The sequence below is a fragment of the Gardnerella washingtoni genome (assembly GCF_049262705.1).
GTDB classification, from domain to species: domain Bacteria; phylum Actinomycetota; class Actinomycetes; order Actinomycetales; family Bifidobacteriaceae; genus Bifidobacterium; species Bifidobacterium vaginale_D.
In genome coordinates, this window is the sequence record NZ_CP058398.1 from 1,172,653 (window position 1) to 1,198,716 (window position 26,064).

17 protein-coding genes and 1 tRNA gene are annotated in these 26,064 nt (G+C 42.7%); 3 read left to right on the plus strand and 15 right to left on the minus strand.

The window, feature by feature from the left end; genetic code table 11:
* Positions 1 to 103: 103 nt before the first annotated feature.
* A complete protein-coding gene (locus HXT28_RS04450; RefSeq protein ID WP_016637043.1) occupies positions 104 to 745 on the minus strand; it encodes a hypothetical protein in 642 nt (213 codons plus the stop codon).
* A gap of 109 nt (positions 746 to 854) precedes the next feature.
* Here HXT28_RS04450 and radA point away from each other — a divergent pair, with 109 nt between their 5' ends.
* A complete protein-coding gene (radA, locus tag HXT28_RS04455; RefSeq protein ID WP_032814761.1) occupies positions 855 to 2,300 on the plus strand; it encodes a DNA repair protein RadA in 1,446 nt (481 codons plus the stop codon).
* A 198-nt stretch (positions 2,301 to 2,498) separates the two neighbouring features.
* Here the strand turns inward: radA and HXT28_RS04460 are convergent, their stop codons facing one another.
* The 9 genes from HXT28_RS04460 to nusA form a co-directional block, all read right to left on the minus strand.
* Positions 2,499 to 3,059, minus strand: coding sequence for a cysteine hydrolase (locus HXT28_RS04460; protein ID WP_422113322.1), 561 nt, complete (start codon positions 3,057 to 3,059; stop codon positions 2,499 to 2,501).
* A gap of 23 nt (positions 3,060 to 3,082) precedes the next feature.
* On the minus strand, positions 3,083 to 4,585 hold the full coding sequence (locus tag HXT28_RS04465; protein ID WP_422113323.1) for a purine-cytosine permease family protein: 1,503 nt from the start codon (positions 4,583 to 4,585) through the stop codon (positions 3,083 to 3,085).
* A gap of 85 nt (positions 4,586 to 4,670) precedes the next feature.
* A complete protein-coding gene (locus HXT28_RS04470) occupies positions 4,671 to 5,795 on the minus strand; it encodes a PfkB family carbohydrate kinase (RefSeq protein ID WP_016637048.1) in 1,125 nt (374 codons plus the stop codon).
* Positions 5,796 to 5,813: 18 nt separating this feature from the next.
* Positions 5,814 to 6,866, minus strand: a complete 1,053-nt coding sequence (locus HXT28_RS04475) for an ADP-ribosylglycohydrolase family protein (protein ID WP_064347314.1) — start codon at positions 6,864 to 6,866, stop codon at positions 5,814 to 5,816.
* 88 nt (positions 6,867 to 6,954) lie between these two features.
* Complete coding sequence (gene ribF / locus HXT28_RS04480) at positions 6,955 to 8,199, minus strand: bifunctional riboflavin kinase/FMN adenylyltransferase (protein ID WP_016637050.1); 1,245 nt, start codon at positions 8,197 to 8,199, stop codon at positions 6,955 to 6,957.
* Positions 8,200 to 8,273: 74 nt separating this feature from the next.
* Complete coding sequence (locus HXT28_RS04485) at positions 8,274 to 9,419, minus strand: tRNA pseudouridine synthase B (protein ID WP_422113706.1); 1,146 nt, start codon at positions 9,417 to 9,419, stop codon at positions 8,274 to 8,276.
* Positions 9,420 to 9,463: 44 nt separating this feature from the next.
* On the minus strand, positions 9,464 to 10,009 hold the full coding sequence (gene rbfA / locus HXT28_RS04490; RefSeq protein ID WP_016637052.1) for a 30S ribosome-binding factor RbfA: 546 nt from the start codon (positions 10,007 to 10,009) through the stop codon (positions 9,464 to 9,466).
* A gap of 226 nt (positions 10,010 to 10,235) precedes the next feature.
* On the minus strand, positions 10,236 to 13,067 hold the full coding sequence (gene infB, locus HXT28_RS04495) for a translation initiation factor IF-2 (protein ID WP_064347310.1): 2,832 nt from the start codon (positions 13,065 to 13,067) through the stop codon (positions 10,236 to 10,238).
* Positions 13,068 to 13,378: 311 nt separating this feature from the next.
* On the minus strand, positions 13,379 to 14,461 hold the full coding sequence (nusA, locus tag HXT28_RS04500) for a transcription termination factor NusA (protein ID WP_016637987.1): 1,083 nt from the start codon (positions 14,459 to 14,461) through the stop codon (positions 13,379 to 13,381).
* A gap of 523 nt (positions 14,462 to 14,984) precedes the next feature.
* Here nusA and HXT28_RS04505 point away from each other — a divergent pair.
* A complete protein-coding gene (locus HXT28_RS04505; RefSeq protein ID WP_422113324.1) occupies positions 14,985 to 15,644 on the plus strand; it encodes a hypothetical protein in 660 nt (219 codons plus the stop codon).
* A 251-nt stretch (positions 15,645 to 15,895) separates the two neighbouring features.
* Positions 15,896 to 17,158 (plus strand): ATP-binding protein, encoded by a 1,263-nt coding sequence (locus HXT28_RS04510; protein ID WP_422113325.1) that lies wholly within the window; start codon positions 15,896 to 15,898, stop codon positions 17,156 to 17,158.
* Between the two features lie 560 nt (positions 17,159 to 17,718).
* Here the strand turns inward: HXT28_RS04510 and HXT28_RS04515 are convergent.
* From HXT28_RS04515 to HXT28_RS04535, 5 genes are all read right to left on the minus strand, one after another.
* Positions 17,719 to 19,821 (minus strand): hypothetical protein, encoded by a 2,103-nt coding sequence (locus tag HXT28_RS04515; RefSeq protein ID WP_422113326.1) that lies wholly within the window; start codon positions 19,819 to 19,821, stop codon positions 17,719 to 17,721.
* 664 nt (positions 19,822 to 20,485) lie between these two features.
* Entirely contained in the window at positions 20,486 to 21,874 is a 1,389-nt protein-coding gene (locus tag HXT28_RS04520; protein WP_422113327.1) for a hypothetical protein, read from the minus strand.
* 1,657 nt (positions 21,875 to 23,531) lie between these two features.
* Positions 23,532 to 23,617: transfer RNA gene (locus HXT28_RS04525), tRNA-Ser, on the minus strand.
* A gap of 154 nt (positions 23,618 to 23,771) precedes the next feature.
* Positions 23,772 to 24,740 (minus strand): tRNA pseudouridine synthase A, encoded by a 969-nt coding sequence (locus HXT28_RS04530; protein WP_422113328.1) that lies wholly within the window; start codon positions 24,738 to 24,740, stop codon positions 23,772 to 23,774.
* 27 nt (positions 24,741 to 24,767) lie between these two features.
* A complete protein-coding gene (locus HXT28_RS04535; RefSeq protein ID WP_016636913.1) occupies positions 24,768 to 26,006 on the minus strand; it encodes an Mbeg1-like protein in 1,239 nt (412 codons plus the stop codon).
* Between the last annotated feature and the right edge of the window lie 58 nt (positions 26,007 to 26,064).

Sequence of the window (26,064 nt, forward strand, 5' to 3'; positions counted from 1 at the left end):
CTGAAGCCTCCATTCCTATGTAAAGTGTGCAACTTGCCTAATGTTACACCGTTTTGACGACTTTGGTGAGTTTATCACTCAAATCACTTGATTTTAAAACAATTTACATTGGGAAACTGTGGTAAAAACGTTCTACAGCTTGCTTAGTACCAGTAACTTCAAATACTGCAGTATCGTTTTGCCATAATGCACTAGCTTGTGTTTTATCGCTTTCATCAATGCGCAACACATAGCTTCCAACTGTTTTGCCACCAACCTGGATTTTTCCACTTGCAACATCTGAGCCTTTAAGCCCATCAACTAGTGCCTCATATTGCTTATTTGCAGAATCACGATTCGACCATTGTGCAACTGTTAACGAAACTTCGCCATCAGCTTGTCCAGTTGAATATTTCACAGAATACTCTTCTAAAGGAGATGATTCAGTCCACGTAGCACTCGGAATAGCATCAATACGGGCAAAGTCAAGCACACTATCTGGCATTGATTTTAATAACGCTGTTGAAGATGCAGGCAAAGCTTTAGCTGGTATAGAAGGAGTTTTAGGCATAACCATATGACTCTTATTAGCAACACTATCGTGATTTAATGCCCAACCTGGCCATACAAACGCTGAAAGTAATGCCAACACCACTACTATTGCAGCAGAAGTCAACACTATCAGTAATTTACTATGTGTTGAATTATGCGCGTTTAGTACTTTCATATTCGACGCATTCATATTTGAAGCATTCGTATTTGACATACTTGCATTATGTCACAGCATGATGACGCTTAGCATCGCCTATGCTGATTATGCGTGCCTACCATAATCACAGCGCGTCATTGTCTCCGAAAGCATATAGCGTCAAGATATGGCAAGTAAATCTCCTCTCCACTATGTATGCTCTGAATGCGGATGGAACAGCTCAAAATGGTACGGCCGCTGCCCTGAATGCGGCGAATGGGGCACGGTAAAAGAGTTCAAAGAAGCCCGCATCAGCAGCTTGTCTCATACAGCACGAACTGCACGTATTTCTACAGCAAACAACACTTCTACTGTACAGTATCGTCGCACAAACTCCACGCTTGTCAATTCAACTGACCTAGCACAACCAATGAGTGTCATTAAAACCAACAACGCGTCACGTATTCATACTGGTTTTAGCGAATTTGACCGTGTTCTAGGAGGCGGTTTGGTACCCGGTTCCGTAACACTTATTGCAGGAGAGCCAGGCATTGGAAAATCAACGTTACTCTTAAAAACTGCATCAAATGCAGCTCAACAAGCACAAGCTCATAACAATCCACCCGTACTTTATATTTCTGGCGAAGAATCAGCAGCTCAAGTCAAATTACGTGCAGCACGTATTCATGCCATCAGCGACTCTCTCCTACTTGCTACTACAGGTGATCTTGATACTGTTCTTTCACTTATTGAACAACATCAGCCTACATTAGCAATTGTGGATTCTGCTCAAACAATTGTTTCTCACAATATTGATGGTATTACTGGCGGATCCACACAAGTGCGAGAAGTTGCGAGTGCACTCATTGATGTTGCTAAAGCAAATAATATTCCAGTTTTGCTTGTTGGTCATGTCACTAAAGACGGTTCTATTGCTGGCCCGCGCACACTTGAACATTTAGTAGACACTGTTTGCCAATTTGAAGGAGATACACAAACAGCACTGCGCATGCTAAGAGCTGTAAAAAATCGTTTTGGTCCGACTGATGAAGTTGGATGTTTCGATATGGGCGGCGAAGGTATTGAAGAAGTTCCCGACCCATCTGGACTCTTTTTATCTTCTAACAGTGATACTCAAAACGAAGGCACCTGCGTAACATTTACACTTGAGGGTCATAGAAGTTTACCTATTGAACTTCAAGCTCTTGTTACTGAATCAGTTCTACCAACGCCGCGACGCGCAGTTTCTGGCGTAGACACTAACAGAATAGCTATGCTCACTGCAGTACTCTATAGACATGGTGGATTAAACCTTTTAGCTAAAGATCTTTACGTTTCTACTATTGCTGGCGCTCTTGCGAAAGAGCCTGCTTGTGATATTGCAATTGTTGCTGCTTTGGCGAGCGCAGCAAAGAAGAAACCATTATTACCTTTTACGTGTGCTATAGGCGAAATAAGCTTAACTGGTCAAGTACGACCGGTACCGCGATTAGAACCTCGCCTACGCGAAGCTGTTCGCATAGGCTACCGACGTGCAATTGTGTGTCAAATGCGTAAAAAGATTACTATTTCAGGTCTTGAAATTATTGAAGTTCGTACAGTACGAGAAGCATTGCAAGCACTGGGTTTGTGACTTAGCAGGCGAACTTTCATACATACTAATTTTGGGATTATGCACATGTGAAAACAATAACGGGGGCACTAGCGCGTATCAAAACTGCACCAGTGCCCCGTCTCAAACATGCAACATTAACACTGCATTAAGCGCTCGTTTACGAAAATCACTTATTGCATCAACTGAATGTAGCATCTCATGAATGTGTTATCACACTTAGTTAAGAATTTCACTTGTGTTGCACACCGTAATAAGTGGCGTAAAAAGCTCCATAGTTTTAAGAGCCAGCTTATGATTTTCTGGCGTGCTTCCTGCACATGCATCCGCCGCAATGCGTACAGCCACACCGCTATCTGCCGCAGCTAAAGCAGTTGTTAGTACGCAACAATCTGTTGCAACTCCACAAACTGTTATCTTGCGGCAGTCACCCAATGCGGCTTTAAGTTCTGTACCCCACTTGCCGAAAGTTTCGCATGTAACTACGGTGTGACCTTCCGCAAGTTCTGCCGTTTCTGGCGTAAAGTCGTACATTGGGTCGTTAGGTTCTACAAGGAATTGTGGCCAATCTTTAAAATAGTCAACCCAAGCGTTTTCTGGCTTAAGAGGAGCTACGTAACGCGTATAAATTACTCGATTCCCATAAGCTTTCGCAAGTTTGGTAAAAGCTTCGGTTGTTGAATCATAGGTATGATCTGCGCACGCCCAAGTCGACCAGTCACTTTCGCAAAAAACGCGTTGCCTGTCGATTACTACTAACCATTCGTCTTCTTTAATCATTTGAATATCCTTGAGATTTATTGTTATTTTTCAATTTCATTCGTTGGTAAATCTGCTTCTTGCTTAGCAATATCTTTACGCTGGAAAATGAGTGAGCCAATCAATCCGATGAGCAGTGCGATGATTACGCCCAGGTTCGCACCAGCCCAGCTGCTTGATTTTCCACCAACAAACCAAAGCAAATATCCTTGCCATGTGAGCCATTTCGCTGCAGAATTTACAACCAAACCCCACCCAACAATTGTTCCAACGCAAAGAATCACAAAAGCTTTCACATTCCAAGCACCGTAGCGACCTTCCGGCTTATATAAGTCCTCAGTGCAGTAATCTTTTTTACGAACAAGCACATCCGTAGTAAACATTCCAGCCCAAACAGCCATCGGTACTCCCAAAGTTGTTAAGAAACCTTGGAATGGTCCAATAAACGTGTCCGAGAAGAATGTAACGTAAACAACGCCGAGGGTCGTAAGCACTGCCGTGATAATTGCCGCAACAGCACGCGGAATACGTATTCCAAAAGATAGCAACGCAAGACCGTTGGAATAATTGTCAATAATTGCGCCAGACATAAGTCCTAACACCGCTACAATCGTGTACGGAATCAGATACCAAGCTGGCAGAATCGCCGCAATTGCACCGATTGGATCATTCCCAACATTGTGAGCCAATTGCATATTTGACGCAGCAAGCAAAAGACCGTAGAAAATTAGGAATACGTTTGCAATTGATGCTCCAAAAGTAGTCCAAAAAACGATTCCACTATTTGAAGATTTTCTAGGCAAGTATCTGGAATAATCTGCAGCAACATTAACCCAGCCGATGCCGAAGCCTGTCATCACGAAGAAGCAGCAGCCTAGCATTGCCGGAAGAGATCCGTTTGGAATTTGGCCAATCGCAGCAAAGTTTATATGACCCCAGCCTAGTACAAAGAATCCAAGAGTTATTATTCCTGTTACAATTGTTATAACTTGCTGGCATTTCATAATTAAGTCGTAACCGTAAATTCCAACCACTACAATTAATCCAACTACGATGATTGTGCTCACAATTTTAACGCTTGTACCACTACCCCAGCCGAGCTTTTCTGCAGCTGTTGCCATCGCGAGAACAGCAGTTATGGCTAGCGAAATTTCCCAGCCAAGCGTTGCGATCCAACTTAGTGCTGCTGGAATGTTGGCTCCACGCACGCCAAACGTTGCACGAGTTAATACCATTGTTGGTGCATTTCCGCGTTTACCGGCTATTGATATTACTCCAACAAGTAGGAATGATACAATTACGCCAATTATGGTCATAAGCGTTGCTTGCCAGAAGGATATTGCAAAACCTAATGCCCACGCTCCATAAGACATTGCAAATACGGAAATATTTGCTGCAAACCACGGCCAAAATAGGCTTGCCGGCGTTCCTTTACGCTCACTTTCGCTGATTGTGTCTATGCCTTGCTCCTCTATGCTTAAGGAGTTTTGACTTGACGAGTTTGATGCTTGTTGAGCTTTAGATTCGTCCATTTGAGTTTTACTCATTGTTCACCTAGTTTCTTTTAGGTTGATTCTGCTTTACAGATTTTTTGATTTTGAATTTCTTAAGAAAAATCAACAAATATTGGTATTAATAAACATTTGTTTTAATAAAATCTTCTATCTCCTTTTTTGTAGGACACGTTGCAGGCCCATATTTTGTGACAGCAAGAGCTGCTGCAGCATTCGCGCACAAAACCGCCTGCTTAAGCGTCATTTTGTAGCCTATGCAAGCAGCAAGCACGCCAGTATGTGCATCTCCAGCTCCATTTGTATCTACTGCTTTTACTTGAAATCCTTTAATATGCTCGGCTTCTTTGCCTACATCACACACCCAAGCTCCATCAGATCCCGTGTGAACAACGAGCGGAGCTTGTAACGCACGCTGCAAATGCTCAATTTTGTGATTGGTAAGTTGATTATTGGTTTCGCAAATACCACTTTTACAGTCAATACTTTCTTCAACAACACCTTCGTTGTATTCATCATCATTCCAAGCGTTAAGTCTTTTCGCTAAAATCTCCGCTTCTCTGGCATTACACACCCAAATTGGCGCATAGTCAATCAACGCTTTTAAATCTTCATCTACAATATTTGCAACCATCGGCGACGCATCAAAAATCGCAGTAAATCGGTGCTTGCAACAATAAAAAGAACTCTCTAAAGCACTACTACCCAAACCGCTTGGCCTACCCAAACCGCTTGAGCCGCTTGTTCTCATCATAAATCGCAAAAGCGCACGTTTTATAGGACTCACAAACGTGTACCCACTAAGGTACACAACATCTTGCGGATTAGGATTTACAAAGTCAAAAGCATGCTCGTCACCACTAGTTTCCGCACCTTTAGTAGATATAAAAGTGCGCTCTGCACTTGCGTCCGTAAGAGCTACGCAAAATCCAGAATCAAGCGTCGAATTTTTTGTGCCAATATGCGAAATATGCGCTTCATTTAAAGCTTCAGAAATAATATTTGCAAAATAACCTTCGCCCAGCACGCCAGCCCACTGCGCATTAGCTCCCATTTGACTTGCAGCAAATAGCATGTTGTAACTTGCACCAGCGCACATATTGCACGAGCTCGCAAATATGTCTTCACCAGGCTTAGGAACGGAGTTAACTTTCATAGTTAAATCCACAATAATTTGGCCGAGTGAAATCACTCGCGGCGCAATCAAACTCGTTTTATTGCTCAAGTTTAGGTTTGATTCACCCATTGTAATCGCCTCTGAAAGCTATTGCGCAGTATTTTCTCTAATTAGACACAAATCATACACTGTCTTTTCTACGTCGTAGCAGTGTTCAACTCGCAAATTTTCTAAAACACGTCCTCGTATTTCTGCATCGAACACTTGCGGACCGTATTTTGAACCCAACATTGCTGAGCACATTGCAGCAATCGTATCCGTATCCCCGCCAATCGATGCCGCAAAACACGCAGCTTGAGTTGGTTCCTTCGCAAAACGGGTTGCAATTGCGAAAGCTGCAGCTACAGATTCATGAGCTTCAACACTTGTACCACAATCATTTTGGAGTACTTCTGCAAATTCTTCGTCACTAACAGATGCGGAACTCAACTCCTCAGCTTTTTTAGTGAAAAATTCGACCCTGCTTATAACGCTTGCTTTTGCGCTCCAATTACCATATTTTGGAAGTGATTTTACAAATTTTATTGCCTCTTTAAGCGGATTTTCACAACCTTCAATACCTAAGCTTACTGCTGCCGCAAGTAACGTCGTGGATTCAATTCCTTGAGTTGTGTTATGAGTAATTAAGCACGATTTTCTTGCTGCCTGAGCAAGTGACTCGCCTGGTTTGAAGGCGATTCCGACTGGCGTTGCGCGCATTGCACCACCATTAGTTGTGCCAAATTTGCCTGTTTCTTCAGGACTTACTCCATTTACCAGTGCTTGTAAAGCGGATTTAGTTGATGGCCCTAGAAGATCAAGGGAACCTTTTTCGCGCATTTGTGCCTCCCAATCTAGGAGGTTTTGCGCATACTTGTTGTTGTCAATATTGCCATTATCTGCGATTATGCGTTCAGCAAGTAAAAAAGCTTGTTCCGTATCATCTGTTACGGAACCCGCTTTCATATTTGGCGCGATTGGCTGCTGGCTTACAGCATCCATTAATTTTGTAATTGAACCACCATAAAAACGGCGTATGCTTTGAGCGCTCATGCTTTGAGTTGGCATGCCTAGCGCATCACCTATAGCAAGACCAACAATAGCTCCAAGTGCACGATCATATGTTTTACTTTGCTTAAGATCCATTATTGCGTTTACCATACGTATATTCTATGCTTTCGCAAACACAATTTTGAAAGCACTCGTAGAAAGCGAAAGCTAAAAACGCAACTCAACGCAAATATCAGAATCAGACTTCAGCTTCGGCACTAGTAATTGTGCGAACTTCTTCAACATTGTGTTTAAGCATGTCTTTCAACTCGTCAACTGAATCAAAAGCCTGCTGTGGACGCAAGAAGCTAGCAAATTCAATGCACACGCGATGACCGTATAAATCTTTCCAATCATCAAACAAACCGTAAGCTTCAACAGTATGTTCGGATGTTTTTTCGCCATCATGATTGAAGGTTGGCTTCGTTCCAATAGAAATAGCTGCCGGCCAGCGCCACGGAGAATGTACACCCAAATGAAGCTCATCACGACGCAATACACTCATGTCTGGTACCGCATTTTTTATGAACTGAGCATCATTTTTATTATCAGCGTCTAAATCAACTACCCAGCCAGCATACACACCATCAACTGGTACATATCCTTCAATATTTTCACCAAGATTAACTGTTGGGAAACCAAGCTCACGACCACGTTCTTCGCCATGTATCACAACGCCTTCAACACGATGCGGCTGATCTAAAATTTCACGAGCTTCCTTAACTCGACCAGTTGCAAGCATCCAGCGCAGATTCGTAGAACTCCAAGCACGCACTTTCTTATTCGGCATACTCTTAGTCCAAGCACGATATTCAGCCTTATTCATACCATCAGATGGATTCTTAGGATCTCCCGGCATTTCAGGCACTTCACGAACAATAGGATCCGGTACACGCACATCGTCTGGGCCTAAATCTTCTACCTCAATCAGCTCAAAAACTCCAGTAGCTTGTGCCAATTCACGAATAGCCGAAATATTGCCAGCACGACGAGCACCAAGAGCAGCATCAGAGCCAAGCACTAACGCTCGCATGCCCAGCTTTCCAACGAGCTGTCCTAAGAAGAAACGATATGATTTTGCCGCAAAAGCGAGACTATAACGCACAATCACCACATGATCAACATCTAGCTCAGACATCACGCGTAAACGCTGACGCACGCTAGTAAGAGCATCAGGATCATCTGGTAGTTCGACATTCATATCACCAAAGTCATCATACAAATCAGGATTAGCATGCACAACACTCGGACGCGGATCAAACATAATCACAACCGAAAATGCACCACGCCTGCGCGCTAAATCTACCGTTCGACGAATAACTTCACGATGTCCTTTATGCATACCGTCGAATGAACCAATGGTAACAACAGCTTTACGCTCTGCACTTAGCGTTGGCCAATTAATCATGCCGTTAGCATCTGGTCGAATGTCAATGACCTTCATGATATCCTTACTATCCGCGTTCAAACATCAACTCAAGCAAACTACGCCAAACCGTAATTCGTTATTTTCACTACTTACTCTAGTTTACCAGTCTTCTCGCTTACCGGAAATACCACAATTGGTTTGATTTGATTACTTTTACTATTTTTTGCTGGTTCTACTACTGCAACTACATCATATTGTGCTGTATCTTCAACTAATGAGTAAGCTATTGCAGGATATTGTAACGTATTATCAATTGATGGAAGAGAAATCCAACGCCCAAAACGTAAATCCTGCGCTTGTACAGCATCAATAAGAACCATTGGTAGCGTATGCTCAGCAGTTTCCAACATATTGAAACAAAATTGAGGAAGCATATTATCTGCGTCAAAATGAGGAGGAGATACAACTTTTGCACGCTGTTGCAATATTCCATTTCGATCAGTAAATTCTCGAGTTTCTACATTAAGCTTCATTACTCGAGCATCATTAATTGAAAAATCACTAATGCTAGTGCGACGAAGTTGAGTAAGATGACCACCAACACCCATCAAACGCCCTAAATCACGCGCCAACGCACGAATATACGTTCCACTACTACACGAAACTGTTGCAGTAATATCACACACAAGCCTACCGCTTACTCCTCTAGTAAGCTGTGGATTACTGATAGTAAATTCATGAACCGTTATTTCGCGCGATTCAAGATTTACTGTTTTTCCTTCGCGCGCCAAATCATAAGCTCGCTGACCATTAATTTTAATTGCAGAAAAAGCAGTTGGCGTTTGCATAATCCTGCCAGTTAAGTTTGTGCTAACAATTTGCTTCATACGCTGAAAGGCTTGTTGCAATAACGCATCTTTTTCAATAGTTGCCATACTAGTATTCAGCAAGCTGTCCATAAGGTCATCGCGATTCGACATGGCAATGCCCGGTCCTGCTTGTAACGCATATTCTGGTAGAATCTCACCTTCAGCATCATCTGTAGTAGTAGCTTCACCTAATCGGATTACTGCTTCATAGGTTTTCTGATGACCAAGCATATAATTTAACAATCGCGTAGCATGACCAAATCCCACAATAAGCAATCCAGTTGCCATTGGATCAAGTGTGCCTGCGTGACCTACTCGCTTCGTATGAAGTAGATGACGAGCGTAAGCAACAACATCATGACTAGTAACGCCTTGTGGTTTATCTACAAGCAGAAGACCAGAAGTTGGCATAATTTTTTTCATCATCATTTGAAAAATATTTATTTAAAAATACAAATAGCATTGATGTATTAATGAGATTCATCAAAGCCAGATGCGTCACTTGATTGTTCGTTAAGATCATTATCGAATTCGTCGCCATCATCGAATTCGTCATCATCATCGAATTCGTCGCCATCATCTTCATGTGGCTTCTTATAAGGATCTGATTCACCAGCATATTGAGCATTCTCACGCATCTTTGCTAATTCTTCATCTCTATGACGAGCAGCAACCAAAATATCCTCAATTTCATGTGCTTCTGTAGGCACTTCATCATAAACGAATTGCAATTGCGGAGTTAAACGCAAACCAGCTTTTGCACCAACCAATGAACGTAAACGACCATGAGCCTGCTGTAATGCAAGTGCTGCGCGTTGACGCTCGCCCTGTTCTTTTCCTTCGTGACCAAGCTGCGTCCAATAAACTTTTGCAATCTGCAAATCGTTAGTAACTCGCACTTCTGTAATAGTTACATTCGTTAGGCGTTTATCGTGCAACTGTGATTCCATATTAGAAGCAATAACGCGCTGAATTAACGCTGCAATACGAGCAGCTCTAGGATTAGTTCCTGCCATATGGCATACTCCTTACCATATTCGCAACATATGCGAAAACTTACGAAAACCTATAAAACTATGTATTCTTTTGATCATTCATCAACGTAACTGCAATCTATATGCATAATTACCATGAAAAATAGCAAAAGTGATAAAAGCAATAACCACAAGCTACTGCTTTTATCACTTCTTGCTCATGCACATCAGCTTCATGCTACAATTTCATGCAGTTACGCGTATTGTATTATTTGCGCTCAATTTGACGCATTTCAAAGGTTTCAATTACGTCACCAAGCTCAATGTCGTTGAAGCTGCCAAGATTAATACCAGCTTCGTAACCTTCGCTAACAGACTGTACGTCATCCTTGAATCTACGCAAGCTGGAGATTTCCAGGTCGTTGACTGTAGCAACGCCGTCGCGCAAAATACGGCACTTCGTACCGCGCTTGACCTCGCCGTCTTGAACCATAACACCAGCAATATTGCCGAACTTGGAAGAACGGAAGATTTCGCGAATTTCGGAATGTGAAGTAACAACTTCTTCGAATTCCGGCTTCAGCATACCCTTCAAAGCAGCTTCAATATCTTCAATTGCCTTGTAAATAACCGAGTAGTACTTAACTTCCACACCTTCGCGATCTGCCAAATCAGCAACCTGACGGTTTGGACGCACATTGAAGCCAATAATCACAGCCTTATCAACGGTTGCCAAGTTCACATCGTTCTGGGTAATTGCACCAACACCACGGTGAATAACCTGAATACCAACTTCTTCGGAAACCTCAATCTTCATCAAGGAATCTTCCAAAGCTTCCACAGAACCAGAAGAATCACCCTTAATAACAATGTTCAGCATATCAACTTCAGACTTAGCGAACTGTTCTTTAAGGCTTTCAAGAGACACAACCTTACGGCGCTTAGCAAGCTGAGCAGCACGCTCAGTAGCTTGACGCTTTTCAGCAATCTGACGAGCAGAACGGTCGTCTGAAGTCACCAAGAACAAGTCACCAGCAGTAGGAACTGAAGTCAAACCAAGCACCTGAACAGGTGTTGAAGGAGCCGCATCCTGCAAGTGATTGCCGTTTTCGTCAAGCATTGCGCGCACACGACCATAAGATGTGCCAGCAACAATTGAATCACCGACATGGAGAGTACCTTGTTGTACAAGAACAGTAGCAACAGCACCACGACCCTTATCGAGACGAGCTTCAATAGTTGCACCGCGCGCATCCATATTCGGATTAGCTTTAGGATCAAGCTCGGCGTCAGCAGTTAACAGTACAGCTTCAAGAAGCTTATCAACATTGGTGCCCTGCTTTGCAGAAATATCCACAAACATGGTGTCACCGCCGTATTCTTCAGCAACCAAACCGTATTCAGTAAGCTGACCACGCACTTTATCTGGGTTAGCACCCTCAACATCAATCTTGTTTACAGCAACTACAATTGGCACGTGAGCAGCTTGAGCGTGATTAATAGCTTCAACAGTCTGAGGCATCACACCATCATCTGCTGCAACAACAAGAATTGCAACGTCCGTAAGCTCAGCACCACGAGCACGCATAGCAGTAAACGCTTCGTGACCTGGAGTATCAAGGAAGGTAATCTTACGAGGCTTACCCTCAAGATTTACCGTTACCTGATAAGCGCCGATTCGCTGCGTAATGCCACCAGCTTCTCGAGCAATCACATTTGACTTACGAATAGTATCAAGCAAACGAGTCTTACCATGATCAACGTGACCCATAACTGTTACAACAGGCGGACGAGACTGAAGATCGTCATCTTCTTGCAATTCTTCTTCATCCAAATCAATGTCGAATTGTTGCAAAAGCTCCTTATCTTCCTCTTCCGCAGAAACAATGTTGATATTCCAGCCGATCTCTTCACCCAAAATTTGGAAAGTCGACTCATCCAACGACTGCGTAGCCGTTGCCATTTCCCCCAAGTGGAAAAGTACAGTTACCAAAGCTGCTGGATTGACATCAATCTTTTCTGCTAAATCAGAAAGAGTTGCGCCCTGACGCAAACGAATCGTAGCGCCATTACCCGAAGGAATACGCACGCCACCAATAACTGGTGCTTTGAGCTCTTCGTATTCACGACGCTTTGCTAAACGGTTCTTGCGAGCTTTAGAAGATTTACCTCCCTGGCGACCAAATGCACCTGCAGCACCTGCCCTACCGCGACCGCCTCCGCGAGATGGACCACCGTTTGGAGCACCTGCAGCTGCAGCTTGGAAGCTAGCACCTTGGGCTGCAAAACGAGATTCTGCTGATGGGCGTGCAGAAGCTGCACCAGCACCACCACGACGCTGCCCAGACCACTGAGAAGAACGGTTACCGCCTTGACCTGGACGACCACTACGCGAACGATTACCACGTTCACTGCGCGAACCATTAGCTGCGCCGCCACCTTGACCTGGACGACCACCACGGTTATTTTCTGCACCTAAACGAGACATCGGGTGAGGACGTGGAATATCACCCGGAGTAGGAGTACGCATACCCTGCTTACGACTAAATGGGTTGTTGCCTGGTCGAGGTATCGCATTACCAGCACCTTGAGCACCTTGATGCGGTCGAGGACGCGGAGGCATCTGTGAACGATCGCCACGAGACTGATTCTGTGCTTGCTGACGAGACTCAACACGAGCTTCACCATGCTTAGATTCAGCAACACCAGCACCTGAACGCGAACCATGATTTGGTCGAGGATGACCAGCACCAGGTTTCGGTATTGCATGAACTGTTGCAGCATGATCATGCTGCTTTACAGAAGGCGTATCAGCATGAGCTTTATTAGAAGTAGCATGAGCCTCATGCTGTACTTTACCTTGAGGCTTTGTGCCCTGAGTTTTCGCTTTTGGCGCAACAGGTTTATTTGCACCAGAACGTTTCGCAGACTGATTATTACCATCTGCTTCCAAAGCCGTCTGCAAACGACGTACTACTGGAGCCTCAACTGTTGAAGATGCGGATTTAACAAATTCTCCCATGCTCTTCAAACGCTCCAACACGGTTTTACTGTCGACACCAAATTCTTTGGCCAGTTCATACACGCGCTTTTTAACCACTCAGTGTTCTCCTCTGTCTGTGGCAGCGCTCGTACACGCGACCACGTTACATTATTGCGAGCTTATTACATAGTATCGTGCGACATATCATCGTGCGACCATAATCTTATACCTCGTCTCCAATTGGACTACGATGACAATCTTTCGCCCAAATTCCAGCTTTCAGCATACTCGAAACGTTGGATTGCAGCGAGTGTCGCTCAAAGCAATGAAGATACCAGTATGTATCTGTTTATTGCGTAACTTAAGAGCACTAAAAACGTTCAAACATAGTATTCATTACACTATATTCCTGCGTTTTCGTTACACAGTTATTCAGCAACAGATGCAATATCATGTGAATCAGCTGAAGTTGCCTGCGTATTCTGTGCTTGAGCAGCAGCAACCTTCTTAGCGTGCTCTTCAGCAGATTCAATACCAATCTTCCAACCAGTCAATTTTGCAGCTAAACGAGCATTCTGACCTTCCTTGCCAATAGCAAGTGAAAGTTGAGAATCATGGATAAAAGCAACTGCAGTCTGACTTTTCTCACTGACTACTTGCACCTGTGTAGCGGTAGCAGGAGAAAGCGCAGCAGCAACAAACTTGGCTGGATCATCCGACCAATCAACGATATCAATCTTCTCTTGACCCAAATTCTCCATCACTGCACGAACACGAGAACCACCAGGACCAATCAAAGCACCCTTTGGATTAACACCTTCAGTATTAGCTCTTACGGCAATCTTTGTACGGGCACCAGCCTCGCGTGCAATTGCCATAATTGAAACTGCCCCAGAAATAAGCTCTGGAACTTCACGCTCAAAAAGACGGCGAACCAACTCAGGATGAGAACGCGAAACAACAATTTCCGGTCCACGCAGGCCGCGAGCTACATTCACAACATACACGCGAATACGCTCACCGTGACGATAACGCTCACCTGGAACTTGCTCACGACGTGGCAGAATAGCCTCAACATCGCCAACTGCTACGTGAATATTAGTATTATCTTTAGCATCTTGCTGAATAATGCCGTTAATCAGCTTGCCTTTTTGACCAGAAAACGCACCAAACACACGGTCATCTTCAGCCTTACGGAAAATCTGGCTAATAACTTGGCGGGCTGTTGCCGCAGCAAGACGACCAAAATCACGTGGAGTATCGTCGTATTCTTCTCCCAGTGTTGGTGCTGGATAGGGGTTATCTTCCGTAGGCTCCCCAGGAATTTCATTCCTAGCCCACACAGTAAACGAACCAGCACGTTCATCTAACTCAACTCGCACATGCTTAGCAGGATGAGCGGTTTTCATATACGCAAGACGCAAGGCCTCGGCGAGCGCCTCGTCCAGCTCTTCGGCATTAATCCCCTGCTGTGCCGCAAGCTGATGCATTCCCGCCAAATCCAATTCCATCGCGCACGTCCTCTCGTTATAACGCATTCATTTATGATTATTAATTACGTAATTATTAAAACGTAGTAGCTTCAGCTCATTTTTAATCAACTTCAACTACTATAGACAAGCAAACAATATTTCCAAAATGATTAAAGAATATATTGGTCACAGTCGTTGACTATTTTAGTAGATTATGCAGACACTTTATGTTTTGTTACGAACCATACTCAGAAGCACGAAACGCAAACTACTCACAGCATTGATTGTCCTCATAAGCGTTTCAAGCACACTCACACTGAGTGCTTGTAGTACGCTACAAAACATTCACGTAAACCGTATTACTCACGTAACAGCACCTGAGAATGCCTGTGCTAAAGCCTACCAACTTGCGCAATACAATCAGCACATCATCAATCGCGATACAACTAACATAACTCATAAAAATTGGTCCGCTACAGCCCAAGCTTGGAAGACTGTTTCTCAACAATGTCCTGGACGACTTAACGAAAGCATTGTGTACAGTGCACAGGCACAATGGGCAATGCTTACTCAGCAGTCTAAAAGCGAAGATTCACAGAACACAACATCTAATGCAGAAGCAAGTACAGCCACTTCAACAGAGATAATTACAGCAACACAACAAAGAGGGCATGAATCTTACGTACAACTTCGCGAAGTATTAAATCATTACAAACATTTTAAATGGTCGCATCAGCCTTTGGTTCTCGCAGCTGCAGCAGAAGATCAACTTGCATTTATTTTACAAGCGTTGGCAGCAAAAAAAGTACCAAATCTGCCATTGGAGTACAGCGATATAGCTGCGAGCAATGCACAAAGTTTTATGCATGCTGCAGATACGAGCACTGACCTACGAAAAAAGATATACGACATCCCAACACAAGCATTAGAAAGCGGGATAGCACATGATTCTGCAAGCAACAAAGACTTACCACTTGCAGCAATCGCTTATATGGATTGTGCGCGTGCAGAACTTGCAGCATTCCAACATGCCATGACAATTACCGCCAGTAAACACAACGAAATAACTACACTAACAGACGGTAATATTAGTAACGATAAAAATACCGCAATGCAAGCACATCAAGCTTTTAAAGATGCGATTGTACAATTAATTACATCAAGATTATTGAGTGCCTACGCACTTGGCTACCCTGTAGACGCAAGCCTCATTCTTAAGTAAGCCGATTCAACTAAAAGCAGCTACAAAAGCAAAGCTACAAACTAAACACCGTTACTAACTCAGCTAACGAACTGAGAAAATAACGGTAATCAGCAAAACACCGTTACTAACTCAGTCAACAAACTGAGTTAGTTGTACGCCTATATAAATATGTCTTAATACGCGGTTTCGTAGTTTTTGTACATTGAATGTACAAAAAATCGTACATCCGATGTACAAAAAATACATTTTTTTCGTGTATAGTTACTTTTATGAATACATATTTTCCTAGACAAATCGCTGATTCTATTCTTCAAGCAAAACGAAAAGTTGTAATTCTCGAAGGCGCAAGAGCTGTAGGCAAAACTATGATGTCAAAGAAGCAGCTTGTTCCTAAAGGTTTCTCATACGTAAGTCTTGCGGACGAAAATACTTTCGCGCTTGCTTCAACAGATTTATACGGTTGGCTAAAAAATATTAGTACTCCAGTTGTTATTGACGAAGCGCAGAGACTTACAGATTTGCCGCTTGCAATAAAGGAAATAGTTGATAATTCAACGAAAAATGGTCTTCAGTATATTTTAACAGGTAGCGCACTTATAAATCGCAATGGACTAGACGGTCAAGATCCTCTTGCTAGGCGCGCTCAGCACTTTACAATGAGTCCTTTTACGCAGAGCGAAATTACTCAAAATAGTGAGAATATTGTAGATAATCTTATAGAAAGTAATCCAAATCTTACATATGAAAAAGAAATAAGCAGAGAAGAAATATATAAAATGATGGCTGCTGGCGGCTTCCCAGAATATCAGCAATTATATGATTCTTACGAAGCTTGGGAACGCGAAAAGCTTGTTGAAAGCGATATTCTTGCAGTATTGGGCGATACTATTCTCCCCGGAGAAAAATTAGATAGAAGCATGGCCGTTAGCATACTTAATAAGTTGCTGTGCACGCCAGGTGGGATTCTTAACACGAGTTCAATAGGTCAAGATCTTGCTTTAGATAGGCGAACTATTGAGCGTTATGTTAGCGTATTCTTGCGTAGGTTTTTAATAAACACTCTTCCGAATATAAAAACTGCGCCAAATCGTCAAACCTTCGCTAGAGCAAAAATACATCCGATTGATACGTCTTTAAGCGTTCAAACAATGATTAGTAAAGGTCATGATCCTTTGGAAGATCCCGTTATGTATGGAAATTTGCTCGAAAGTTTCGTTGTAAATCAGATTATGCCTGCTGTGCAATGGTCTAAGATGCATCCGGATTGCTTCTACTGGCGTGAAACTGGCAGTAATCCTAAAGAAGTTGATCTTGTGCTAAGTTTCCGCGGGAATCTGGTTGGCGTGGAAGTGAAAAGTTCTAGCATGGTGAATCGTAATGATTTTAAGGGGCTTGTAGCTCTTGCGCAAAAACCTGAATTTAAGAGCGGATACGTTGTTTATTTGGGACAAAAAATTATGCAGTGGTCGAATAATTTGTATGCAATACCACTAAGCGCGCTGTGGGAGCGAAGTGCGTTTAACGGGTTATAGGCCCAAAGTATGTAAAAAAAAATAAGCTCATAACCCTTACAACAGTTGGGATTATGTTATATCGAATGTGGGTTATTTCTTTAGTTGCTGGAGCATTAAAGCAAGGATTGTACGAATGCTTGAGTATTACTAGCTCAGTTCATTAGCTGAGATATTAACGGTGTTTCGCTAATTACCGTTATTTTTTCAGTCGGCTGACTGAATTAGTAACGGTGTTGGGCTTATCAACGTTATTTTCTCAATTCGTTAGCTGAGTTAGTAACGGCATTTAGGTTTGTTTTGTGGCTTGGCTCGGGTTGTAGCTTGAGCTATACCTTATAGCGCGCAAGGGCAATTACATATAATGCTATAACCCTATAACTAAGTAGGCGGTGAGGATACACTCCGCACCGCCTACATGTTTTATGCACTTGCTACATTCGCAACAGTAGTAAGGACATAATTACTTAGTTTCTACAGCCTTGGCATAGCCAGACTCAGTTTATTTAGACTCATCATTATTGGTCTGAGGATTATCGCTATAGAAATCACTCAAATCCAAGTCACCCAAGCCTAAATCATCAAAAATTGATGCCATCGATATTTAAGGAAGCCAAATCGTCATCGCTGATTTCCGACAAATAAGTATCGAACTCACTGAAATCGAAGTCCTCAGCCTCCACATCATCAATACCTAAATCATCCAAATCTAATTTGTCAAGACCTAAATCATCAAGATCAATGTCATCAAGATTCAAATCGTCGATGTTGAAATCATCAGAATCATCGCCAGAATTAATATCGTCAGGATTAACTGGAGGAGCAGTGTTAGTTCCACCAGCAGAGCCACCTACATTGACACTGGAGGAGCCACCAGTCGGATTTGAATGCGGAAAATGTGGTTTATCGCGTTCTGAAAGTTTCTTGAAATCAGGGATACTATCATCAACCAGCGCTTCGCTCGACTTCTGTTCAGGAGTCAAAGCTACGTCGTCCGTATCAAGAATCTTAGCAACTTCATCATCATTGCCGTATTCCTGTAGATGCTTAATAAAATCAATACGCGGATACAACCTATTATTAGTATCACTATCAGCGCCTTTAAGGGCATCTTCAGTATCCTTAATCATATCCGCATACGTTTTATTGTCTTTCAACGCATTCTTCACATACTTTTTATATTCTCGTGAAGCAACCAAATTCTCAATAAACTCATAACGGTGCTGTTTAAAGAATGACTCAAAATACTTTGGAGACTTCTTTTGTTCGTAAGACACTTTGTTAGGGGTTCCGAACTCTTTTTTACGTTCCGTAAATATAGCATCATAGGCCGGTTTATTTTCTGCAAGCCACTTTTTAAGATCTGTTCCTTTGCTAAGCAGATTTTGCACATACTTCTTAAACTTCAATTGCAAGTATGCGTAAGAAATAGCACCCGGTCGCGCTGTCCTCGAATCAGTAGTAGGCTTATGATCTTCATACGGATACTCGCCCAAAGCTCTCTTCTGCTTGTACAACTTATCTATCTGTTTTTCAATTTCTATACGCTTTTTGTAAAATGCTAAGTAATCTTTGCGTGTCGCAGCATCCGCATTAGCTGGATTATTCACGATAGTACTAAATCGAGAAGGAATGTTATAAGATTCGTCGCCGTACAGCTTCTGAATCTTGTCTTCAAGATCACTATAAGTCTTATAATCAAAGCTAGAATCTTCAGTTGTAGTGCTACTTTGATACTCTGTTATGCCAAAGTTGTTATATTGCATAATATTATGTTTGAAAGCATCTTCCAGATTGCTATATTCCTTCGATTCTTTTAGCAAATATTCTTCGCCGTCATGAAGGTTCATTGCTGCTTCGACTTTAGAAGTAAGGTGATATATTTTATTTTCCAAGTTATATTTCATATCAGCAGCAAGTCCGCTAACTGATTTAGCAACTTTATCTTTCAACCTGTTCTTAATATACTGCACATCTTTACGCCAATAATCTAATTGTGCAGCCACGTATTTGGTGTTGGAAGCATCTGCTGCACCATCATACCAGAACTGTAATTCTTCGCCCTTAAATTCATGGTCACATTTATCATCAATATTTTCCGGATTGATTTCAGAAGGTAGCTTTATTGACTTTACTAAAGTGCCAATCTTTTCTTTAGTGTTCTTGAGTTTAGTTATTTCTACATTAGCATCACTAATTTTCCCATAGGACATAGCTTCTTTAAGCCAGCGAGAATAATCAGGATAACCTTCAAATGGATCGTCATATGGCATAGACCAACCCACTAAATGAGTATGATTGTCACCAGAGAAAATTTGATTCTGGGCTGATTGCGCAGCATAATACTCATCTTTCAAAGTTTTAAGTGTATTTTCATCAGGATTATCGCCTGCAGCAGTAAGATCTTTCTCAAACTTTTCAATCACTATACGAGCATCCTGAATTTTTTGTTTATTTTGTTCAGCAGATTTCAGGTCTTTGGTAAAAGCTTTCTTCAGCTCAGCATCATCCTGCTCATTAACAATCTTTTTTAACGCGTCAATATGATTATCTGCTTCATTTACCAATTGAGTGATGGTCGTCTGGAAAGCTGTGCTTTCATCTGCCACTGCAACGCCAGCGTTGCATACACAGCACAACATTGCTGCTGCAGCAAATGTTGCTATAGACTTTTTATTCATCATATGCACCTTCTTATAGCTCTCAATGAATTTAAACTAGAGCACAACGCTGCACAAAATCAGCGCAACATAGCACTTTTACCAGACTACCCCCCCCCCAGCCACAAATGCAGAAAAGGCTTAATTCCTAAAATCTCGCGCTATCACAAACACTGTGTATTATTCCGGCATTTGCGCAACGACGTGCTTGAGCGTAGCACAGCTCGCGCGAAAGCAACCCTGGGCAAGCTCGGCGAATTAAAAAGCCTAAAGCAAAAACAACCAAACTAATCTGTCCTGCCTGCGTCTAGAAAGACGAAGGCAGACCTCGCTTGCGTTAAAGAGTTATAGGGCAAAAAACATAAGAAAAAGGCTCGGAAAACAAGCACCATCACAGCACTATTCTCCAAGCCTTTACCAATCAGCAGCATCTTCCTAACAAACACTACCAACACAACGTTCAACAATCACCCAAACACTGCCAACAATCACCACTGTGAGGAAAAGGAAGTTAGCGAAACAATAGCAACCACCAACAGCACCAAGCAACCATGGCCATACGCATCACAGGAATAAAACCCCAAACGCAAACCAACCGTCGAACGCAATAACACGCTGTGGTGAGCCAGCAAAAAAGCAAACCCACCACAAGCAACGATTAACTTATTAACCTAATAAACTGCCTAGCTTAGTGACGAATCTTGCGAAGAGCAACACCCATGCCAGCAAGCACAGAAGCAGCAACAGCAGCCAAAGCTACAGCAGCACCAGTCTTAGCCAATGGAGCCTTAGCAGCAGCTGGAGCCTTAGCAGCAGCCTTAGCAGCAGGCTTACCTGGGAAGTTACCAGCCTTCTTCATAGCATCCAAAACTTCCTTAGCACCAGTATCGCAGCTCAAATCCTTAGCATGATCATTAGCAGAATCCAAGATAGCTGCAGCACGAGTACGGTTATTATCCGCAACCTTAAGAAGCTTAGAAGCAGCAGCGAGATCAGCCTTAATAACCTTAGCTGCATCCCAATCCTCAGCCTTCTTAGCATCAGCGTAATCAGCATTAAGCTCAGCGAGGATATCCTTCACAGCAGCCTCAACATGACCATAATGAGCAACAGCCTTCTTCAACTGGTTACGAAGCTTACCCAAGTAAGCGCAATTATCGCCACCGAAGTTCTTCAAAATGTTAGCCCAACCAGTCTGCTTCAAACCAAACTCGAGCTTATCAAGAAGAGCATCATAAGCAGCAACATTCGTCAAACCATGCTCAGAAAGAAGAACAGTCAAACCCTGATAGTTCGTGAACAAATTCGCGCTACCATCAGAAGTCACAAACGTTGGTTCCTCAGCCTTCTTACCACCAAGAAGATCAACCAAATCAAGCTTATGCTCAACCTTCTTCACTTCAGGCTTAGGAGCAGGCTTAGGAGCAGGTGCTGGAGCTGGAGCAGGAGCTGGTGCAGGTGCTGGAGCTGGAGCTGGCTTGCTCTGGTCACCAGATGGAACAACAACAGTACCATTTGGAAGAACCACACCGAGCTTTTCTAACTGCACCTTATAGGTCTCAGCCACGGTCTTAGCAATCTTCAAACCATTGAAAGCAGCATCAGCAGCATTTACCTTATTGGCATAAGTTTTTGCAGTCGCATACCAAGCATCATAAGCTGCTAACTGCTCTGGAGAAAAACCGTTATCCTTGAGTTCGTAATCATACCAAGTACGATAACCAAGCTCAACACCATTAATACGCCAACCAGAGTCAGAATGGGTAGCACCAAGACCAACTGCTTTCACAGTTTCCTTATTGAATTCAGCTTTAGCATTATCACGCTCACCTGCAGCTTTATTGAATAACTTCTGTGCTTCAGCAACAGACACATTAGCAGCAGCATACTTAGCCATTACATCCTTAGCTTGGGCAAGATCAGCTGGCTTCACCTTCTCATAAGTCTTACTACTGGCACTAGCGGTGACATTACCACCAGCTTGAGCACCAGCTGCTAATGCCGGAGCTGCAAGAGCAAGTCCAGAAAGCAAAGTTGCGCCAGCAGCGAATACGGCGATAGCCTTCTTATTCAACATAGTATTTTCCTTTCTTCTTTCTCTTCGTGCAAGTACGGAGAAAAACTTGAAATCTGCAACACGTAAATATTGCAAATGCGTTCGCAAGTACAAACCTGCCAACAACTGCTATTAAGATACCCCCCCCCCGTTCAAAAAAGTCAAGAGCACCTTCTTCACAAAAATAACGTAGAATGCAAATATTTACCATAAAAACTACTATTTTTGAATAAAAAGACGTAAAAAATATTGTACTGTTGTGTTTTATCGTAAAAAACGTGAATTTTAAGATTTTTAAAAATTTTTCAGAAAATTCTCAGGAAAGTCACACGAATACCCTCACAACACACAAAAAATACTGCAATACCAACGTTTTTACCCATATACTGCACGACATGCCGACATAACACATCTTCAGCAACTAATAGAAAGTTCATCTCAAACTAAGAGACAAGACTATGCTTTAAAAGACATGAGTTTTGAATAACCTACAACCCGATATTCACCCCATTAAACACCATGTTTATAATCATAAATACCCCGTTTATAATCAAGCATAATGATATTTAATACTAGAAAATGCCAAACAGAAAAACACTGAAAACAAGCCAAAAACGTTGATATTTCAATGGTTTTTGGCATGAAAAAAGCTTCAAGCGCGAAATACGGCAACCCAAACCTAACACACTACACTAAACACACTAGCCCACACTTTCTGCGTCTTTATTGACGCAGAAAGACCTCGCTTGCGTTGGAACATACAAAACCTGCCCTGCCTGCGTCAATCGAGACGCAGACAGACCTCACTTGCGTTGGAAGCACACTGTGCTTCCAATCTGAGCAAGCTCGGCGAATTAAAAAGCCTAAAGCAAAAACAACCAAACTAATCTGCCCTGCCTGCGTCAATCGAGACGAAGGCAGACCGAGCTTTCACTGAAAGTGCACTGCACTTTCGGGTTATAGGCCAAAAAGTGTGTAAGAAATCATGTCTCACGCATTGTAATACAAGCGTTTTGCGGTAATCGAATCTGTTTGCTGCACATTCGCCACCCGGACAAAAAGTGTGTAAAAAATAAGCTCATAACCCTTATAGCAGTAAGGCTCAATGTATATCGAATGTGGGTTATTTCTTATGCTAAGCGGCGTTCAAAGTAGGTATTAGCTGAATATTTAACAATAAATCGTCAAACTTTGTTACCAATGCAGATTACGTACTGCGCGAATAACGCTAAATCGCAATTATTCGTTACTAATGCAGATTACGTACTGCGCGAATAACGCTAAATCGCAATTATTCGTTACTAATGCAGATTACGTACTGCGCGAATAACGCTAAATCGCAATTATTCGTTACTAATGCAGATTACGTACTGCGCGAATAACGCTAAATCGCAATTATTCGTTACTAATGCAGATTACGTACTGCGCGAATAACGCTAAATCGCAATTATTCGTTACTAATGCAGATTACGTACTGCACCAGTAACATATGACTGTTCTTTCTCAGTTTGTTAGCTAAGTTTTTAATGCTGTTTAGATTATGGATTATAGACACATAATATTCATCATCATAGTTTTACACACTTTTGGTCTATAACCCGCACTTTCAGTTCTAAGAAAGCTCGGCGAACTAAAAAAGCCTAAAGCAATTTCGCATGCTTTAGGCTTAGTTAATTCGCGGATGAAGCGAGATTTGAACTCGCGGAGGATTTTACCCTCACACGCTTTCGAGGCGTGCTCCTTAGACCGCTCGGACATTCATCCACATGCACTCTAGATACGTTTACACGCACACAAATGCAACTTTTCAATTATAAACCATGCTGCGAATATAAATTCATGGCGCGTTGAAATGCTCGCATTGTCTAAACTCGATCACGTCTTCACTACACAGAAGCAATACTTCTTCTTAAGCGACTCAGCGAATCGAAGTGGCTTCTTGCGTATTAAGCAACTCAAAGTCGTCGAGTCGCAACTCAGCAGAATCACGACGAGCACGAATCTGCTCCGCACGCGTTGCAAGCTCATCATCCGGCGGATACGCCACATATTCTAAAGTCAACCCTTGCGGCGCAATAGGACCAGTGGAACCCTCACGAAGCGGCGTGTGAATCTTCTCAACAAACCAATCCAGCGAGCGCTTACCACACCCAATCTGCACAGACGCGTTAACAAGCGAGCGCACCATATTATGTGCAAAAGCATCAGCCACAATCGTAAACTCAATCAAACCCTGCTCAACAGGCGGCACACAGCCAGTACCAATCTCAATACGCGCATCTTCCAGACTTTTGCCAAAGCGCTCCCAACGCGCTTCAATAACCTTGCGAATCGTAGTGCCACCAGGATTAGGACGAGCAAAAGATCCAAAATCGTGAAGGCCAATCATAAGCCTAGCAGCCTTGTTCATAGCTTCAACATCCAAAACATCGTCAAGCTTCAAAACAAATCCGCGCATGCGAGGATCGTGCCCAGATTGACAAGAACCATCCGAAATTCGATACACATACGTACGTTCCAGCGCAGAAAACCTAGCATCAAAACCGTAAGGAGCTACACTTACACTGTGTAGCGAAATATCTTGCGGCAAAACGTGACGCAACCTATACTCGAGTGCAGAAACACCATCCAATTCTGTATGTCCAATGCATCGGTTCAGAATCCCCTCCGAAACATCCAAATGACAAACCTGATGTGACGCATGCACGCCCGTATCTGTGCGACCAGCAACAGTAAGACGCAAAGGTTCGGCAACTTCACCTTCCGGCACACGTAATACTGTGTGCAGAGCACTCTCAATCTCACCCTGCACGGTGCGCAAAACCGGCTGCTTAGCCCAACCGTAAAATCCACCACCATCATAAGCTAAATCTAAGCGAAGTCGCATTCAAAACCTTTCCAAACAAACTTTCCACTAGCTTTTCTTATCCGAAGAGCCGCCCGCAAGCGCAAAGGCACTCATAACGCTACGAATTAGCTCATAAGTTTTTGAATCCATATGCATTGCAATCTTCAATAATTTAGGAACAACCTCCGACCAATGCGAAGACATTTCATCAAAAGTTGAGTAACCTAAATTGCTAAAAATGCTGTAAACGCTGTCAATTCTGCGCTTTCGCTCCTCAAATGGCAAATTCATCATCCACTCGTTTGCAGCCTTAGAAACTGCCAAAGCGCGTGGAGTTACACAATCGCAATAGTCAAAATCACCATTTTTAATCTGCCAATACATACCAAAATGCTGCATTAAACCAATCGAATCGGCAGCTGTAACCTTATACGGCACCCCCGTATCCATAATCAACCCAATGAAAGCAGACTGCGGAACTACTTTTTCAATACGACTTGAAACATTCGCAAAAACGCTTGTATCCACTACATCAGACGCAAAACCAGGTCCGTCCATAGAATAAATTTTTGATACAAGATCACCTAGTTTTTGACTTGTAGCATCTAAGCGCATAGCCGCATAAGCAGCCATGTTCCCACCTTTTGAATGACCGACAACAATAATATTTGGATTATTTTGCACATCTACGGAAGATTTTGAAAAGCGGGCAAAAAGTTTGTTCGCAAAAATTTTATTAAAGAAGTTTTTATTAGAATAACGTTTGCTATATCTTTGCGCTACAGAAGTCAAATATTCAGCAGCAGATTCTTGCGCTGGCACTGGGCAGCGGAAAGCCATGTTGAAATCTTCTTTCCACCCAACAAGCGTACTGTCAGTACCGCGATACGCAACAACAAGAGTATGAGGATTATCAATCCCCTCGCAATTGCTAAGATCAAAAGTAACTCCAGCAAACTGCTGCTCTAATGATTCGTCAATATTTGATTCATCAAACCTCTCAAGATACTCTCCTACGCGAATTCCCCTATACCTAGGGCTGGAAGCGACAGCAAGAAGCAGCTTCCTTCGGAATTTATCTACTTTAGGAGACCCAGAAGCAAACATTGACGAATAGTCTTCTATTCTAAGCAATTCGTTAAGAGATACAGTCGTAATATTCTTTGGATTATCGCAATATTTTGGCACAGACGTTGGCATATTGATATAAGATAGCTCGCACAAAATCAGCGCATCCACAGCATTAAACTTGCGCTGAGCGAAGGTAGAGAAATCGTTGCGCAACAAATCAATAACATTCGACATAGTTCAATAATAATACAAATAAAAAAAAACGGGTCGAGGAACAAACCCCGACCCGTTA

Bases quoted from the DNA above. Each gene is read 5' to 3' on its own strand.
- HXT28_RS04520 (WP_422113327.1), bottom strand. From the start codon at position 21,874: ATGTTGAATAAGAAGGCTATCGCCGTATTCGCTGCTGGCGCAACTTTG.
- HXT28_RS04465 (WP_422113323.1), bottom strand. From the start codon at position 4,585: ATGAGTAAAACTCAAATGGACGAATCTAAAGCTCAACAAGCATCAAAC.
- HXT28_RS04450 (WP_016637043.1), bottom strand. From the start codon at position 745: ATGTCAAATACGAATGCTTCAAATATGAATGCGTCGAATATGAAAGTA.
- HXT28_RS04530 (WP_422113328.1), bottom strand. From the start codon at position 24,740: ATGCGACTTCGCTTAGATTTAGCTTATGATGGTGGTGGATTTTACGGT.
- radA (WP_032814761.1), top strand. From the start codon at position 855: ATGGCAAGTAAATCTCCTCTCCACTATGTATGCTCTGAATGCGGATGG.
- HXT28_RS04475 (WP_064347314.1), bottom strand. From the start codon at position 6,866: ATGGTAAACGCAATAATGGATCTTAAGCAAAGTAAAACATATGATCGT.
- HXT28_RS04515 (WP_422113326.1), bottom strand. From the start codon at position 19,821: ATGATGAATAAAAAGTCTATAGCAACATTTGCTGCAGCAGCAATGTTG.
- HXT28_RS04510 (WP_422113325.1), top strand. From the start codon at position 15,896: ATGAATACATATTTTCCTAGACAAATCGCTGATTCTATTCTTCAAGCA.
- HXT28_RS04535 (WP_016636913.1), bottom strand. From the start codon at position 26,006: ATGTCGAATGTTATTGATTTGTTGCGCAACGATTTCTCTACCTTCGCT.
- rbfA (WP_016637052.1), bottom strand. From the start codon at position 10,009: ATGGCAGGAACTAATCCTAGAGCTGCTCGTATTGCAGCGTTAATTCAG.
- ribF (WP_016637050.1), bottom strand. From the start codon at position 8,199: ATGAAGGTCATTGACATTCGACCAGATGCTAACGGCATGATTAATTGG.
- HXT28_RS04470 (WP_016637048.1), bottom strand. From the start codon at position 5,795: ATGGGTGAATCAAACCTAAACTTGAGCAATAAAACGAGTTTGATTGCG.
- HXT28_RS04485 (WP_422113706.1), bottom strand. From the start codon at position 9,419: ATGATGAAAAAAATTATGCCAACTTCTGGTCTTCTGCTTGTAGATAAA.
- nusA (WP_016637987.1), bottom strand. From the start codon at position 14,461: ATGGAATTGGATTTGGCGGGAATGCATCAGCTTGCGGCACAGCAGGGG.
- HXT28_RS04505 (WP_422113324.1), top strand. From the start codon at position 14,985: ATGCTTACTCAGCAGTCTAAAAGCGAAGATTCACAGAACACAACATCT.
- HXT28_RS04460 (WP_422113322.1), bottom strand. From the start codon at position 3,059: ATGATTAAAGAAGACGAATGGTTAGTAGTAATCGACAGGCAACGCGTT.